8 protein-coding genes are annotated in these 13,775 nt (G+C 62.3%); 3 read left to right on the top strand and 5 right to left on the bottom strand.

The features are described 5' to 3' along the window. The first annotated feature begins 292 nt into the window (after nt 1-292). Nucleotides 293-3,919 (top strand): hydantoinase B/oxoprolinase family protein, encoded by a 3,627-nt coding sequence (locus tag I5R65_RS06445; protein ID WP_180665531.1) that lies wholly within the window; start codon nt 293-295, stop codon nt 3,917-3,919. Between the two features lie 262 nt (nt 3,920-4,181). Here I5R65_RS06445 and I5R65_RS06440 read toward each other — a convergent pair whose 3' ends face one another. The 3 genes from I5R65_RS06440 to I5R65_RS06430 form a co-directional block, all read right to left on the bottom strand. Next, nucleotides 4,182-4,484, bottom strand: coding sequence for a hypothetical protein (locus tag I5R65_RS06440; protein WP_180665529.1), 303 nt, complete (start codon nt 4,482-4,484; stop codon nt 4,182-4,184). Nucleotides 4,485-4,639: 155 nt separating this feature from the next. Next, complete coding sequence (locus tag I5R65_RS06435) at nt 4,640-5,788, bottom strand: sensor histidine kinase (RefSeq protein WP_180665527.1); 1,149 nt, start codon at nt 5,786-5,788, stop codon at nt 4,640-4,642. Nucleotides 5,789-5,977: 189 nt separating this feature from the next. Then, a complete protein-coding gene (locus I5R65_RS06430; RefSeq protein WP_180665525.1) occupies nt 5,978-6,355 on the bottom strand; it encodes a response regulator in 378 nt (125 codons plus the stop codon). Nucleotides 6,356-6,761: 406 nt separating this feature from the next. On the opposite strand from I5R65_RS06430, the gene I5R65_RS06425 reads away from it, so the two are divergent. Continuing rightward, nucleotides 6,762-9,293 carry a chemotaxis protein CheW gene (locus tag I5R65_RS06425; RefSeq protein ID WP_180665523.1) on the top strand — a complete coding sequence of 844 codons (2,532 nt, stop codon included), beginning with the start codon at nt 6,762-6,764 and terminating at the stop codon, nt 9,291-9,293. Nucleotides 9,294-9,377: 84 nt separating this feature from the next. Here the strand turns inward: I5R65_RS06425 and I5R65_RS06420 are convergent, their stop codons facing one another. Beyond that, nucleotides 9,378-10,352, bottom strand: coding sequence for an XdhC family protein (locus tag I5R65_RS06420; RefSeq protein WP_180665522.1), 975 nt, complete (start codon nt 10,350-10,352; stop codon nt 9,378-9,380). A gap of 16 nt (nt 10,353-10,368) precedes the next feature. Then, complete coding sequence (locus tag I5R65_RS06415; protein WP_180665520.1) at nt 10,369-11,919, bottom strand: methyl-accepting chemotaxis protein; 1,551 nt, start codon at nt 11,917-11,919, stop codon at nt 10,369-10,371. 617 nt (nt 11,920-12,536) lie between these two features. Between I5R65_RS06415 and I5R65_RS06410 the strand changes: the two genes are divergently transcribed. Continuing rightward, complete coding sequence (locus I5R65_RS06410; protein ID WP_102661631.1) at nt 12,537-13,634, top strand: porin; 1,098 nt, start codon at nt 12,537-12,539, stop codon at nt 13,632-13,634. The last annotated feature ends 141 nt before the right edge of the window (nt 13,635-13,775 follow it).

Raw genomic sequence — 13,775 nt, 5'->3', positions numbered from 1 at the left:
TGAATCCTATATTTTTCATCGATAATATGTCAATAAATTATTTTTAAATAAAAGACTAAATGCCGATAATTTCATGATCGTGTCATTAGCAAAGCGCGTGCCAGAATTTGAAGTCAAGTGGGGACAAGGTGGGAAACACGGTCACAGCAAGGGTTTCAGACCTTTTTTTGATTTTCGGCCGGGGATTGGCCGACTCAGGAAGCAGCATTCAATCGCACGGTTTGAGTGCACTATCTCAATAATTCATCAATAAACTGCACTAATAAAGTTAATTCAGAAAGGTTGGGCGTCCATGGAACAAGGTCAGAATTTGTTGGGGGAGCAGCGTTGGCAGTTTTGGATCGACCGCGGTGGCACCTTCACCGACATCGTCGCGCGCAAGCCGGATGGCACGCTGTTGACGCACAAGCTGCTGTCGGAAAATCCCGAGCAATACAAGGATGCGGCCGTGGCCGGCATCAAGCGTCTGCTGGGACTGAAACCCGGTGAGGCGATTTCGCCACAGGTGGTCGAAGCGGTGAAGATGGGCACCACCGTTGCCACCAATGCCCTGCTGGAACGCAAGGGCGATCCGACCGTGCTGTTGATCACCCGGGGCTTCCGCGACGCCTTGCGCATCGCCTACCAGAACCGCCCGCGCCTGTTCGATCGCCACATCGTCCTGCCTGAACTGCTGTTTGAAAAAGTCGTGGAAGTCGACGAGCGCCTGGGCGCCCACGGCGAAGTGATCACCCCCCTGGACACCACCTCGGTACGCCAGCAACTGACAGCGCTGCATCAGGAGGGCTATCGCGCCGTGGCCATCGTGCTGATGCATGGCTATCGCTTCACCGAACACGAAAAGCAGCTGGCCGACATCGCCACCGAACTGGGCTACACCCAGGTCTCGGTCTCCCATGAAGTAAGCCCCATGATGAAGCTGGTCTCGCGCGGCGACACCACCGTGGTCGATGCTTACCTCTCCCCCATCCTGCGCCGCTACGTGGACCAGGTCGCCAGCGAGATGGATGGCGTGCGCCTGCTCTTCATGCAGAGCAACGGTGGCCTGACCGACGCCCACCGCTTCCAGGGCAAGGACTCCATCCTCTCCGGCCCGGCCGGTGGCATCGTCGGCATGGTGCGTACCGCCGAGACGGCCGGCTTCAACAAGATCATCGGCTTCGACATGGGCGGCACCTCCACCGACGTGTCGCACTACGCCGGCGAATTCGAGCGCGAGTTCGAGACCCAGGTGGCTGGCGTGCGCATGCGCGCGCCCATGATGAGCATCCACACCGTGGCCGCCGGCGGCGGCTCCATCCTGCACTTCGACGGCACCCGCTATCGCGTCGGCCCGGACAGCGCCGGTGCCAACCCCGGCCCGACCAGCTATCGCCGTGGCGGCCAGTTGGCAGTCACCGACTGCAACGTCATGCTGGGCAAGATCCAGCCCGCCTACTTCCCCAAGGTCTTCGGCCCGGCAGCTGACGAGGCACTGGATCGCGATGCCGTGGTCGCCAAGTTCAGCGAACTGGCCGAACAGATCCATCAACAGACCGGTAATCGTCGCACGCCGGAAGAAGTGGCCGAAGGTTTCATCGAGATCGCCGTCGGCAACATGGCCAACGCCATCAAGTTCATCTCGGTGCAACGCGGTCACGACGTCACCGACTACACCCTCACCACCTTTGGCGGCGCCGGTGGCCAGCACGCCTGCCTGGTGGCCGATGCGCTGGGCATGACACGCGTTTTCGCGCATCCCTTCGCCGGCGTGCTGTCGGCCTATGGCATGGGCCTGGCCGACCAGACCGCCATGCGCGAGCAGGCCATGGAACTCCCCCTGTCTCCCCGCTCGCTCGGACAACTCGATGCCGAACTGGGCAAGCTGGCCGAGCAGGCCGCAGGCGACCTCCTCACGCAAGGCGTGGCGCAGCAGCAGATCAACGTCATCAAGCGCGCCCACCTGCGCTACGACGGCACCGATTCGGTGATCGTGGTCAACTTCGGCGACCTGGCCGGCATGGTCGAGCAGTTTGAATCGGCCTACAAGAAGCGCTATTCCTTCCTGATGCCGGAAAAGACCATGATCGTCGAGGCCATCTCGGTGGAAGCCATCGGCATCTCCACCGACCGTGAAGAAAAACCCGAATACCTGCCCCCGCGCCAGGGACCGTTGACCGTCACCGAGACGGTGCGCCTGTTCTCCGGCGGCCAGTGGCACGACACCGCCCTCTATCGTCGCGAAGACATGCGCCCCGGCGATGTCGTCCACGGCCCGGCCATCGTGGCGGAAAAGAACGCGACCAATATCGTCGAACCCGGCTGGCTGGCCGAGGTCACGCCGCTGAACCACCTGGTGATGCAACGCTACCAGGCCCGCCCGCAACGCAAGGCCATCGGCACCGACGCCGACCCGGTCATGCTGGAGGTATTCAACAACCTCTTCATGAGCATCGCCGAACAGATGGGGCTGCGCCTGCAGAACACTGCCTTCTCGGTCAACATCAAGGAGCGCCTGGACTTCTCCTGCGCCCTGTTCGACGCCCAGGGCAACCTCATCGCCAACGCCCCGCACATCCCGGTGCACCTGGGTTCCATGGGCGAGAGCATCCGCACCATCATTCGCGAGAACGCCGGCAAGATGCAGCCCGGCGATGTGTTCATGCTCAACGACCCCTACCACGGCGGCACCCACCTGCCCGACATCACCGTGATCACGCCTGCCTTCGACAAGGACGGGCGCGAGATCCTGTTCTATGTCGGCTCGCGCGGCCACCACTCCGACATCGGCGGCATCACCCCTGGCTCCATGCCAGCCAACAGCACCGTGGTGGAAGAAGAAGGCATCCTCATCAACAACTTCCAGCTGGTGCGCGGCGGCCGCTTCCTCGAACAGGAAACCGTGGCCCTGCTCGGTTCCGGTCCCTATCCGGCGCGCAACATCGCCCAGAACCTGGCCGACCTGCAAGCCCAGATCGCGGCCAACCAGAAAGGCGTGGATGAACTGCTGAAGATGGTGGATCACTTCGGGCTGAACGTGGTGAAGGCCTATATGGACCACGTCCAGAACAATGCGGAAGAAGCGGTGCGACGCGTCATCACCCTGTTGAAGGATGGCCACTACGACTATCCACTGGACAATGGTGCGGTGATCAAGGTCGCCATCCGCGTGAACCACGAGCGGCGCACTGCCGACATCGATTTCACCGGCACCTCGCCGCAGCTGAACAACAACTTCAATGCACCCAGCGCGATCTGCATGGCCGCCGTGCTGTATGTCTTCCGCACGCTGGTGGACGACGAGATTCCCCTCAATGCTGGTTGCCTAAAGCCCTTGAACGTCATCATCCCGGAAGGCTCCATGCTCAATCCGCGCTATCCGGCGGCGGTGGTCTCGGGCAATGTGGAAACCTCGAGCTGCATCACCAATGCCCTGTATGGTGCACTGGGCGTGCTGGCGTCGGCGCCGGGCACGATGAACAACTTCACCTTCGGTAACGGCCGCTACCAGTATTACGAAACCATCTCCGGCGGCTCCGGTGCCGGCCAGGGCTTCAATGGTACCGACGTGGTGCAGACCCACATGACCAATTCTCGCCTGACCGATCCGGAAATCCTGGAGTGGCGTTATCCGGTCCGACTGGAAAGCTATGAAATCCGCGAGGGTTCCGGTGGCGAGGGTGCCTGGCACGGCGGCAACGGCGGCATCCGCAAGATCCGCTTCCTGGAGCCGATGACGGCATCGATCCTCTCCAACAACCGCATCATCCCGCCCTTCGGCGCCAATGGTGGCGAGCCCGGAAAATGCGGCCGCAACTATGTACTCCGCAACGACGGTCGCGAAGAGGATGTCGGCTTCGTCGCCAGTACCGAGATGCAGGCCGGCGAAGTATTTGTCATCGAGACGCCGGGCGGCGGAGGTTATGGGAAGCCCGTCTGAAGCCCGCCCTGGCAGGCAGTAGGGGGGTACCGGGTGGGTTGGAGCAGTGGGTTGTAAAACGCAGCAAGCAGTACCTGAGCAGTACCGTGTAGTGCCGTAGTGAGTAGTACTTCTGGTGGTAGTGTGTCTCTTTGCGGCGTCCTCTTCGATCTTCGAAGGCGACGCCGCTTTTTTCTGGGAAGACCGATTTCGCAACGTCGCACGATCTGACGTCACATTCCAGAACCCAGAACCTTCCTGGCTATCTTCCTCAGCTAATTTCTTAGCTGTTCTTGTTGCTTTGCTGGCCGGTCTTCACCTGTTGCTCAGGCGAGTCGCCACGCGTGGAGTTCCCGTGCTGCTGACCCGCACCGCTGCTGCTCTGGTTCTGCTGGTCATTCTTGTGACTCTGCTGGCCAGCCTGCGCAGGCTGCTCGCTCGAACCGCCACGGGTACCGCCGCCTTGTTGCTGGCCGGCCTGGTTGCTGCTCTGGTTCTGCTGGTCGTTCTTGTGGCCTTGCTGACCGGCTTGCACATGCTGCTCGTGGGAACCGCCGCGGGTTCCGCCTTGATTCTGGTTCGACATGTTTCGCTCCTGGTTGATATTGCATGACGCTGCGCTCATGCGCAGTACCTGCATCATCAATCTGCGCCACGCTCTCGCGTATCGGCCAAGTGCTTGTGCTGGCGTAGGCGCTCGCTGTCGGAGGCGTCATCGAAATCCGAATGCTTGCAAAACCGCTACCGACGATGGCGAGGCAGGCGAATGGTAAAAGTCGTGCCCTGGGCAGCCGATGAACTGGCCGTGGCAGAGCCCCCGTGTGCGATCGCCACCTCCCGTACGATGTAGAGACCCAGCCCCATGCTGCCGGGCCGATCCCCCTCCCTGCTGTCGGAGGCCACCAGACGCACCAGCGGCTCGAAGATCGCCTGGAGTTGCTCCTCTGGAATCACCGGTCCCCGGTTGGTGACGGAGACCACCACTTCCTCCTCGCCAGCATCGATCGCTATCACGATGCGCTCGGCAGGAAGGCCATGTTGTATGGCGTTACCGAGCAGATTTGACAGGGCCTGCGCAATACGCCCCGGATCCCATTGGCCGTCGAGCTTTCCCGAACTCTGCAATGCGATTTCCCGATCCGGGTGGGCGCTACCGATTTCATCTATCACGCGTCGAGCGATTTCGCCCATGTTGGCGGACTTGATGTCCAGCGGCAGGCCGGCACCGAGATGGGTCCGGGTGTAGTCGAGCAGGTCGCTGACGAGCTTGCTCATGCGATGGCCGCTGTTGTAGATGCGGGCAGCGATCTTGCGATGCTGATCGTTGATGTCGTCCGCCAGCAGCAATATCTGCGCCCCCTGGATGGTCGCACCCAGCGGATTGCGCAGATCGTGACCCAGGATCGCCAGGAACAGGGTGCGCGACTGTTCGAACAGTTTGGTATAGCGTGCCAGCGATTCGGCCAGTGCCTGATCGATGGCCTCGTTGAAACGCGTGATGTCGTCGACGTTGGTTTCATACCCTTCCTTCCATTCCCGCGCCCATAGCCGCAATACACTGGAGCGCAAGGCCCGGTATTCGGAGGCAAGCTGCTCCACATCGAAGCCCGACAATAGCCTGGCAATGGCGTGGGTCTCGGCCGCGGTGTCATCGGCGGTGCGTGGCGCACGCCCTTCCGATTTCACGATGCCCTCGGCTTCGGTCTGGGTATTGTCCAGGTCATCGGCGATGGCGCGCAGCATGACGGAGGCGTGGTTCCTCAATGCTTTCGAATCCATGGTCAAGGCTGGCGGGGTGATCGTTTTGGCAAATTGCTCCCAGGCTTCCAGGATCAACTCCATGCGGGAGCGGATGAAGTCGGACAAGCGCAGCACAGGTCTGTTGGACATTTTTTGTTTTTCCTCCGGATCAGCTTTCCAATGGATGGAGCTTAGAAAAATAAGAACGGATAAGCCAATGCCTTGTTCCTGATGAGCAGAAAAATTCCCGACAAAAACACTCGACCGCGCGCGCCAGGCGGCTTCTACGGGACTCAGCCTTGCCCTGATGCAACTGGCACATCCGGCCCGCCTGTTCCTCTACAGGACCGCCTCAATGGTGGAAAGCAACAAGGTGAAGGCGCAAGGCTTGGTGAGCAGCGCCGCAAAGTTTTCGCGTGCCTGCCACGCGTTCTTCATCGGTGTGGCGCTCAGCAGCACCACGGGTATGGCCGCCAGCTGCTCGTGGGATTTGAGTTTTGTCGCCAGGGCCAGCCCGTCCATGACCGGCATGCGCAGGTCGGTCAGGACGACATCTACCCGCTGCTGCTGCTGGAGCAACAGATGATAGGCCTGCGCGCCGTTGGCAGCCTCCAGGACCACATAGCCCTCGGTCCGCAACACTTCGCAAAAAAGTGCGCGGACATCGGTGTTGTCTTCCACTACCAGGACGGTGCGGGCAATTTCCGTTCGTTGCATGGATGAGTCCGCTCTCGAGTACTGCGCCCGAGGTGGGCGTCGGTCATGATTATGAAGCGCTATCGGCGCCGCCGGGATCAGGGAATGACTCAAAACTCGCAAAAAATGGCCTACGCCAACGTAGGAAAAATCGCACACAGCGCAACCATGGCACGGCCGAATGGCAGGCGCTGTCACTGCCCACGATAGGGTTGCCGAACTGCAAGCTGTTACGCCCCTGTCACGCGCCGGTCACATGTTTGTCACATGCCCATCATGCGCCTGTCTCGATGCGCGGGAACATCCTTTCGGCCAGGTGAAAAGCGTTCTCATTGGCGCGCTACTTGCTTAGTGCCAATGGGGGTTTCAACTAGTAATTCACAAGATCATGCATGACAATCAACAGACCGAAGAATTTTTGCGGCACATGCCTGCCGTCGTCGACTGCGAACGTTCGCTCAGGGAGCTCAGCGTTGCCTGGCGCCTGATCGAATCGACCGCCAAGATGGTATGTCCCACCGAAGCCAAGAGCATCCTGCCCACCATCAAGGTGACGCGCGAGGGCTTCAACCAGTTGGAAAAGAGGCTCATCGCCAATCTGGTGCAACAGAACGTGTCGAAAGTGGTGCAGGAGTTCGATTTCAAGGCCCGGGTCATCATCGACATCGTGGTCCGCAACCTGTTCGAGCGCACCGCCGATGTCGGCTTCCTGGCCATGGACGAGGCCATCCGCCAGTTCATCCTGGCCGGACCGGACGGCGAGCGCCACCAGATCGTGGCGCGACTCGATGCCTACCGGCAAAAGTACACGGTCTATGACGAGATCTTCGTTCTCGATCCGCAGGGACAGGTGCTGGCCAATCTCGACCCTGCCAATACCGTCACGCAATCCCGCGACCCGCTGGTAGCGCGTACCCTGGCCGCCAACGGTTATCTGGAGACCTTTGCCGTCACCGATCTGCGCGGCGGCAGCGAACGCTCGCTGATCTACTCTCACAAGATCGTCAACCCCGAGGATGGCAAGACCATCGGCGTGCTGTGCCTGTGCTTCCCGGTGGCGGTGGAGATGGACGACGTCTTCGGCGGACTGCGCAAGCCCAACGACCGCAGCGTCATGCTCATGCTGGACCAGGACGGACGCGTCATCGCCAGCAGCGATGCCGAACACGTGCCGGTTGGGCGCACCGTGCCGCTGGCGCTGGAAGGCCCCTACCAGCTGGTGACGCATGCCGGGCGCGACTACCTGGCGCGTACCTGCGCCGCGCGCAATTACCAGGGTTATAGCGGCCCGGGCTGGTATGGCCATGTGATGGTGGCCTGCGATGTGGCCTTCCGCCAGCCCGGCCAGGACATGCTCTCGCAATACGACGCAGAACTGCTGTCCGGCGTGATGTCACATGCCCGCTCCTTCTGCCCACCCCTGCACGACGTCACGCTGCTGGCCGACTCCATCAACCACTCGCTGCGGCGCGTGGTGTGGAACGGCAAGATCATGGCCTCGGGCGATGCCGGCGACCTGCTGCGGCTCAAGGCCATCCTGCAGGAAATCAGTCAGACCGGTGACGAGACCAACGAAGTCTTCCGCGAATCCATCCTGGACCTGTATGCCACCGCGCTGTCGTCGAGCCTGCAGGACCTGCAGTACATCTCGCGCCTGATGGTCGACATCATGGACCGCAACCTCTACGAGCGCGCCAACGATTGCCGCTGGTGGGCACTGACCCCGCGCCTGCGCCAGCTGCTGGCCCAGGAAACGCGCCGGCCCGCCGAACTGGCCGAGCTCCAGAAAATCCTGGTCTCCATCAATGCGCTCTATACCGTCTACACCAGGCTGGTGGTGTTCGACAGCCACGGCAGCATCGTCGCGATGAGCAAGCCCCTGGCCGAAGACAGCGAAGACAGCGATCCCGGCGCCTCCGGCGGCGGCCTGAGAGTGGACGAACAGCTGCTGCGCAATACGATGCGACTGAGCGATCCAAGTCAGTACTGCGTGTCGCCCTTCGAAGCGACGGCACTCTACGATGGTGCCGCCACCTATCTCTACAGCGCGGCCATCTTCCACCCTGAGCGCAGTGGTCCGCCGGTCGGCGGCATCGCCATCGTGTTTGACGCCACGCCCGAGTTCGCCAACATGCTGGGCTCTGCCCTGCCCGAGCAGGAAGGCGCCTTCGCCGCCTATACCGACCGCCAGGGGCGGGTCATCTGCAGCACCCACCAGGATTACGCACCCGGCAGCGTACTGCCGCTGGGCGCGGCCACCAGCAGCAGTGCCAACGGCAGCAGCGCAGCCGAAATCCGCATCCATGACGGCCACTACATGGTGGTCGGCCACACCACCTCATTCGGCTACCGCGAGTACAAGAACAGCGACGATTACGTCAACGACGTGATTGCCATGGTCTTCACGCCCATCGGCCAACAGAGCGACGCCGTGCGTGCGCTGGACGGCACCGATATCGAAGTCGCCAGCAGCGGCGGCAAGCTGCGCGAATTCGCCACCATCACCATCGACGGCGCTGTCTTCGCACTGCCGGCCGGCAACGTGATCGAAGCCATCGAAGCCTCGCGCATGCTTTCCACCTCCACCTTCAAACCGGTCCTGGCGGGCGCGCTGGACTATCACGAAGGGGGCGCGGCGAAATCGGTGTTCGTGCCGGTGGTAGACATGCGCCAGCTGTTGCTGTCGACCGCATCGACCACGACCGACAGCCGCGAAATCGTCATCGTGCGCCATGCCGGCCGCCTGGTCGGACTGCTGGTCGATGGTCTGCATGACGTACTGGAATTCGGCGAGAGCCACATCGATGCGCCGCTGATCATGTTCGGCGGTGGCGTCAATTACATCGGCAACCTGATCCGGACCGCCAAGCCTGGCGACACCATCCAGGTGGTGGATGTGGAGCGCATCGTCATGAATTTCTTCGGGCCGCGCAAGGAGGCCTACCTGGCCGCATCCTGAGGCGAGTGGTGGATAGCAGCGGGTGACCGACGGCATCTATCATCGGTCACCCGCCCTCAGTTGCCTTCCCTCGCTTGCCTGCCCTCAGCCGTCACCGCCGGATAGACCCGCAGCATTCCTGACGGCTGTCATCTGCGCCAGGATGGAGACGGCGATTTCAGCCGGCCTATGACTATCGATGGGCAGACCGATCGGCGCATGCAGCCGCGCAATCTGCACCGCGCCGAGATCGAACAAGGCCAGCCGCTCGCGACGGCGCTGGCTGCTGGCACGCGAACCCAGGGCGCCGACATAGAAGGACGAAGAAGTCAGCGCCTCCAGCAATGCCATGTCATCCAGCTTGGGATCGTGGGTCAGCGCCACGATGGCGGTGTGGGAATCGGGCTTCATCTCCAGCACCACCTCATCGGGCATGCCGGCGACCAGCCGGGTACCGGCGATATGCCAGCCCGCCGCATACTCCTCGCGGGGATCGCAGACCAGCACCTCGTAGTCGAGCATCAGCGCCATCCTGGCCAGCGCCTGTGACAGCTGTCCGGCGCCGATGATCAAGAGGCGCCAGCGCGGACCGTAGCATACGGTGAAGTCGGGCTGCGCCAGCACTGGCCGGCGCAAGGCACCGTCGGCATGGCCCAGCCGCGTGCAGCGGGACAGGCCGCTGGCCAGATCGAGCTGGCGCCGGATGCGCCCCTGCGCGGCGGTGACCTCCAGCACGTCGTCGAGCCAGCCGGAGCCCGGCAGCGATTCGCGTACCAGGACCAGGGTTCCGCCACAGGGCAAGCCAAAACGTGCGGCCTGCTCCCGCGTGGTGCCATATTCCAGAACAGCGGGGCGCACAGACGTCGCCCCCTCCTGACGCACGCGCTCGATCAGATCATCCTCGACGCATCCGCCGGAGACCGATCCCACCACGCGACCATCGTCCCGGATGGCCAGCATCGCCCCGGGACTGCGGGGCGCGCTGCCCCAGGTGCGCGCGACCGTGAACAGTTGTACTTGATGTCCTTGCCCCCGCCAGTCGCGGGCCGTGCGCAAGACCTCCAGATCCAGGCTTTCCATGTCCGCCCGCCCTGCCTCAGACCGCAGCCAGACGAAATACGCCCATCGACAGCTTCACCGCCCCGGCCTGCTCCACCAACGACGCCGACGAGGCCGCAGCCTGCTCCACCAACGCCGCATTCTGCTGGGTAATGCGATCCAGCGAAGACAATGCCGCCGCCACCTGCTGCACGCCCTCGCGCTGCTCGATGCTGGCGCGGGAGATCTCGTCGATCAGGCCGCTCACGCCACCGATGGATGAGACAACCTCCGTGATCGTGGTCGCCGAGGTCTTCACCTGCCTCTGTCCATCGCTCACGCTGCGTAGCGATGCGGTGATCAGCTCGGCGATTTCGCGTGCCGCCGTGGTGCTGCGCTGGGCCAGCGTACGTACCTCGCTGGCCACCACCGCAAAGCCGCGTCCGTTCTCACCGGCGCGGGCTGCCTCCACCGCAGCATTGAGCGCCAGGATATTGGTCTGGAAGGCGATGGCCTCGACCACCTTGACGATCTGGCCGATCTGCGCGGCATCGTCGGCCATGGCCTGCATGGTCTGAACGATACGATCGAAGGCCTGCCCACCGCGTTGCGCCACATCTGCAGCCGCCACCGCATTGGCCGCCGCAGAGACGGCGTGATCGGCATTGTTCTGGATGGTGGCGGCCAGTTCCTCCATGCTGGAGGCAATCTCCTGCAGCGACGATGCCTGGCTCTCGGTGCGCTGGGACAGGTCCATGTTGCCGGCTGCGATGTCCGAACAGGCCCGCGTCACGCCATGCACATCACGACCGACTTCGCCGATCAGGCTGACCAGGCTGCTCCTCATCAGCAGAAGCGCTCGTACCAGATCGGCGGCATGTGGCTGGGCGGTCTGATCAAGGGGCGCATCGAGATCACCGGCAGCCATCCGATATGCAAAGTCGGTCGCCTGCTCCAGCGGCTGCATCAACTGTCGTCGCTGCCAGAGACTACCCAGCACCAGCATGGCCAACGTCACCACCAGCATGACCAGTGCCGGCACCCGGCTTGCTGCGGACCACAGCAGGCCGGCTGCCAGTGCGCTCGCCGACGGCAAGGCCTGCCACAACACGATCCGCTTGAGCAGCCCCGGTCGCCACAGCCGCTGCACCATCCCCGGCAGACCGGTGCGCAGGAACTGGCCACCGCGCACGGTCCAGCCACGGGCGCGCCGCTCCCTGAAGCGCCGCAACATGGCAGCGGCGAAGCCGACCTGCTCCGCTGGCGCATGGGTGCGCACCGAGGTCGATCCGATCACGCGCCCGCCTTCCCGCACCAGCGAGACATTGGTCATGGCCCAGATGCGCTGCCCATCGCTGCCCCGGATGCAGGTCAGTCCTGCCCACCGGCGTCCCTGCTCGATCGTGGTACGACGCATGTCCTTGACGGCTTCGGCCGGCACGTCCGGATCGATCAGGCGCGTATAGGGCATGCCCACCAGCTCCTGCATGGGGATGCCTACCTCGTCGGCGAACGCCTGGTTGGCATAGGTGATGATGCCCTCCGAGCTGGTCCGGCTGATCAGATACTGTCCCGGCCGCAGTGCGCGACCATCTTGCTGCTGGCTCACCATCCCCCTCCTTCGCACCGTCCGGCCAACTCTGCGGCGGCGGTAGTTTCCCGCGATTAATAACGAACATCATTCTGTTATTTTGCATCCTTCGATGTCAAGAAAAATTCCGCAATCGACATCATCATCAGGTGGTGCAACTGCGCTTCGATAGGTCAGCGTCACGGCATCGGCAACGCAGCGTCGTACACGAACAACGACGGAGCGCAGAGGTATGCGATAGCGAGCATTTCCTCACATCGCCCCCTAATCCAGTACGCATAGGGCTTCCATGAGCATGAAGAATAAAAAACGCACCAAAAATGCGAATATGGACAGCTGAACTTCATTTTTAAGTGCATGTGACGGAACGGCTGCACCATTTGTTTCCCCAGCCATCCTGCCCTGCCTTCCCCGGCAAGGACGCGTGACGAAAAAACTTTCCCCTCACACGACAATAACGATTGACATTCATTTTATTGAGATTAAATAATGTCATTCATTATTTGACGCGCATCAAAGCAGGCGCCGCGCCGCCCACTCGTTCAGATCCATTGCAGTCCGATTCATCCGTAGCGCCACCGCCAGCGGTGGTTTTCAACGCTGTCTTGATTGTTCAACCTGAAGGGGAAATAAAAGTGAAGAAACGTCTGTTAGCCGCCGTCTCCGCCGGCCTGTGCCTGGGGGGGCTGGGTACCGAAGCGATGGCCCAGAGCAGTGTCACCATCTACGGCATCATCGATACCGGGGTCGAATATCTCAATCACACCAATGCCGCCGGCCAGGGCAAGCTGCGTACACTGCCGCTGACCGGACTGCTGCCCTCGCGCATCGGCTTCAAAGGGGTCGAGGACCTGGGTGGTGGCATGCGCGCCTTCTTCAATCTGGAAAGCGGCTTCGTGCCGACCACCGGCGGCATGGGCCAGGGCAACCGCCTGTTCGGACGACAATCCAATGTCGGCCTGATGGACCCGACCTGGGGTACCTTCACGCTGGGTCGCCAGTACAACATGACGGCCATCTCGCTGATCGCCGCCGACATCATGGGACCGGCCAACCACGGCCTGTCCAACATGGACTCCTACCTGCCCAACACGCGCAGCGACAATGCGCTGGGCTACATGAACAAGATCGGCAACACCACCGTGGGCGCCACCTATAGCTTCGGTCGCGATACTTCTGCGGCGGGCGGGCCTGCCGCCACCAATTGCGCCGGCGAGAACGCCGCCGACGCGCAAGCCTGTCGCCAGTGGACGGCGTTGATCAAGTACGACACCGCCACCTGGGGTGTCGCCACCGCCTACGATACCCTGCGCGGCGGCGCCGGGGCGGGCAACCTGCTCACCAGCAGCAACTACAAGGACAACCGCGCCTCCTTCAATGGCTGGTTCAAGGTCGGCGATCTGAAGATCGGTGGTGGCCTGATTGCCCGCCACCTGCAACGTGCGGTCGATATCAACTACAACCTCTGGTATCTCGGCGCCAGCTACGCGCTCACGCCACAGTGGCAGGTCGAAGGCCAGGTGGCTCATCTGGATACCCGCAACTCACCCGACGACAGCACGCTGGGCACGGCGCGCGCGATCTACTTCCTGTCCAAGCGCACCAGCCTCTACGCGTCGTATGCGTACATCAAGAATCGCGGCAACGCCGCCATTGCCGTCAGCTCCGGCAGCACGGTCGGTGTCGGCCAGAACCAGTCCAGCGTGATGGCCGGCATCCGGCATACCTTCTGAAGCAGCTTTACTCCTGAGGATCCCTTTGTAGGACTTGGCGGAACGCATCGAGGCGTTCCGTTTTTTTTGGGCGTCCCGGAGCGGCCGGAGAGGGACGAAAAAAAGGCGCCGTCACGACGGCGCCTGCTCTTCCATCTGGGC

It is taken from the genome of Herbaspirillum sp. AP02 (genome assembly GCF_015767275.1).
Lineage (GTDB): Bacteria > Pseudomonadota > Gammaproteobacteria > Burkholderiales > Burkholderiaceae_D > Herbaspirillum.
Note: the sequence above shows the minus strand (reverse complement) of the source record. Positions and strands in the feature narration are given on the sequence as shown.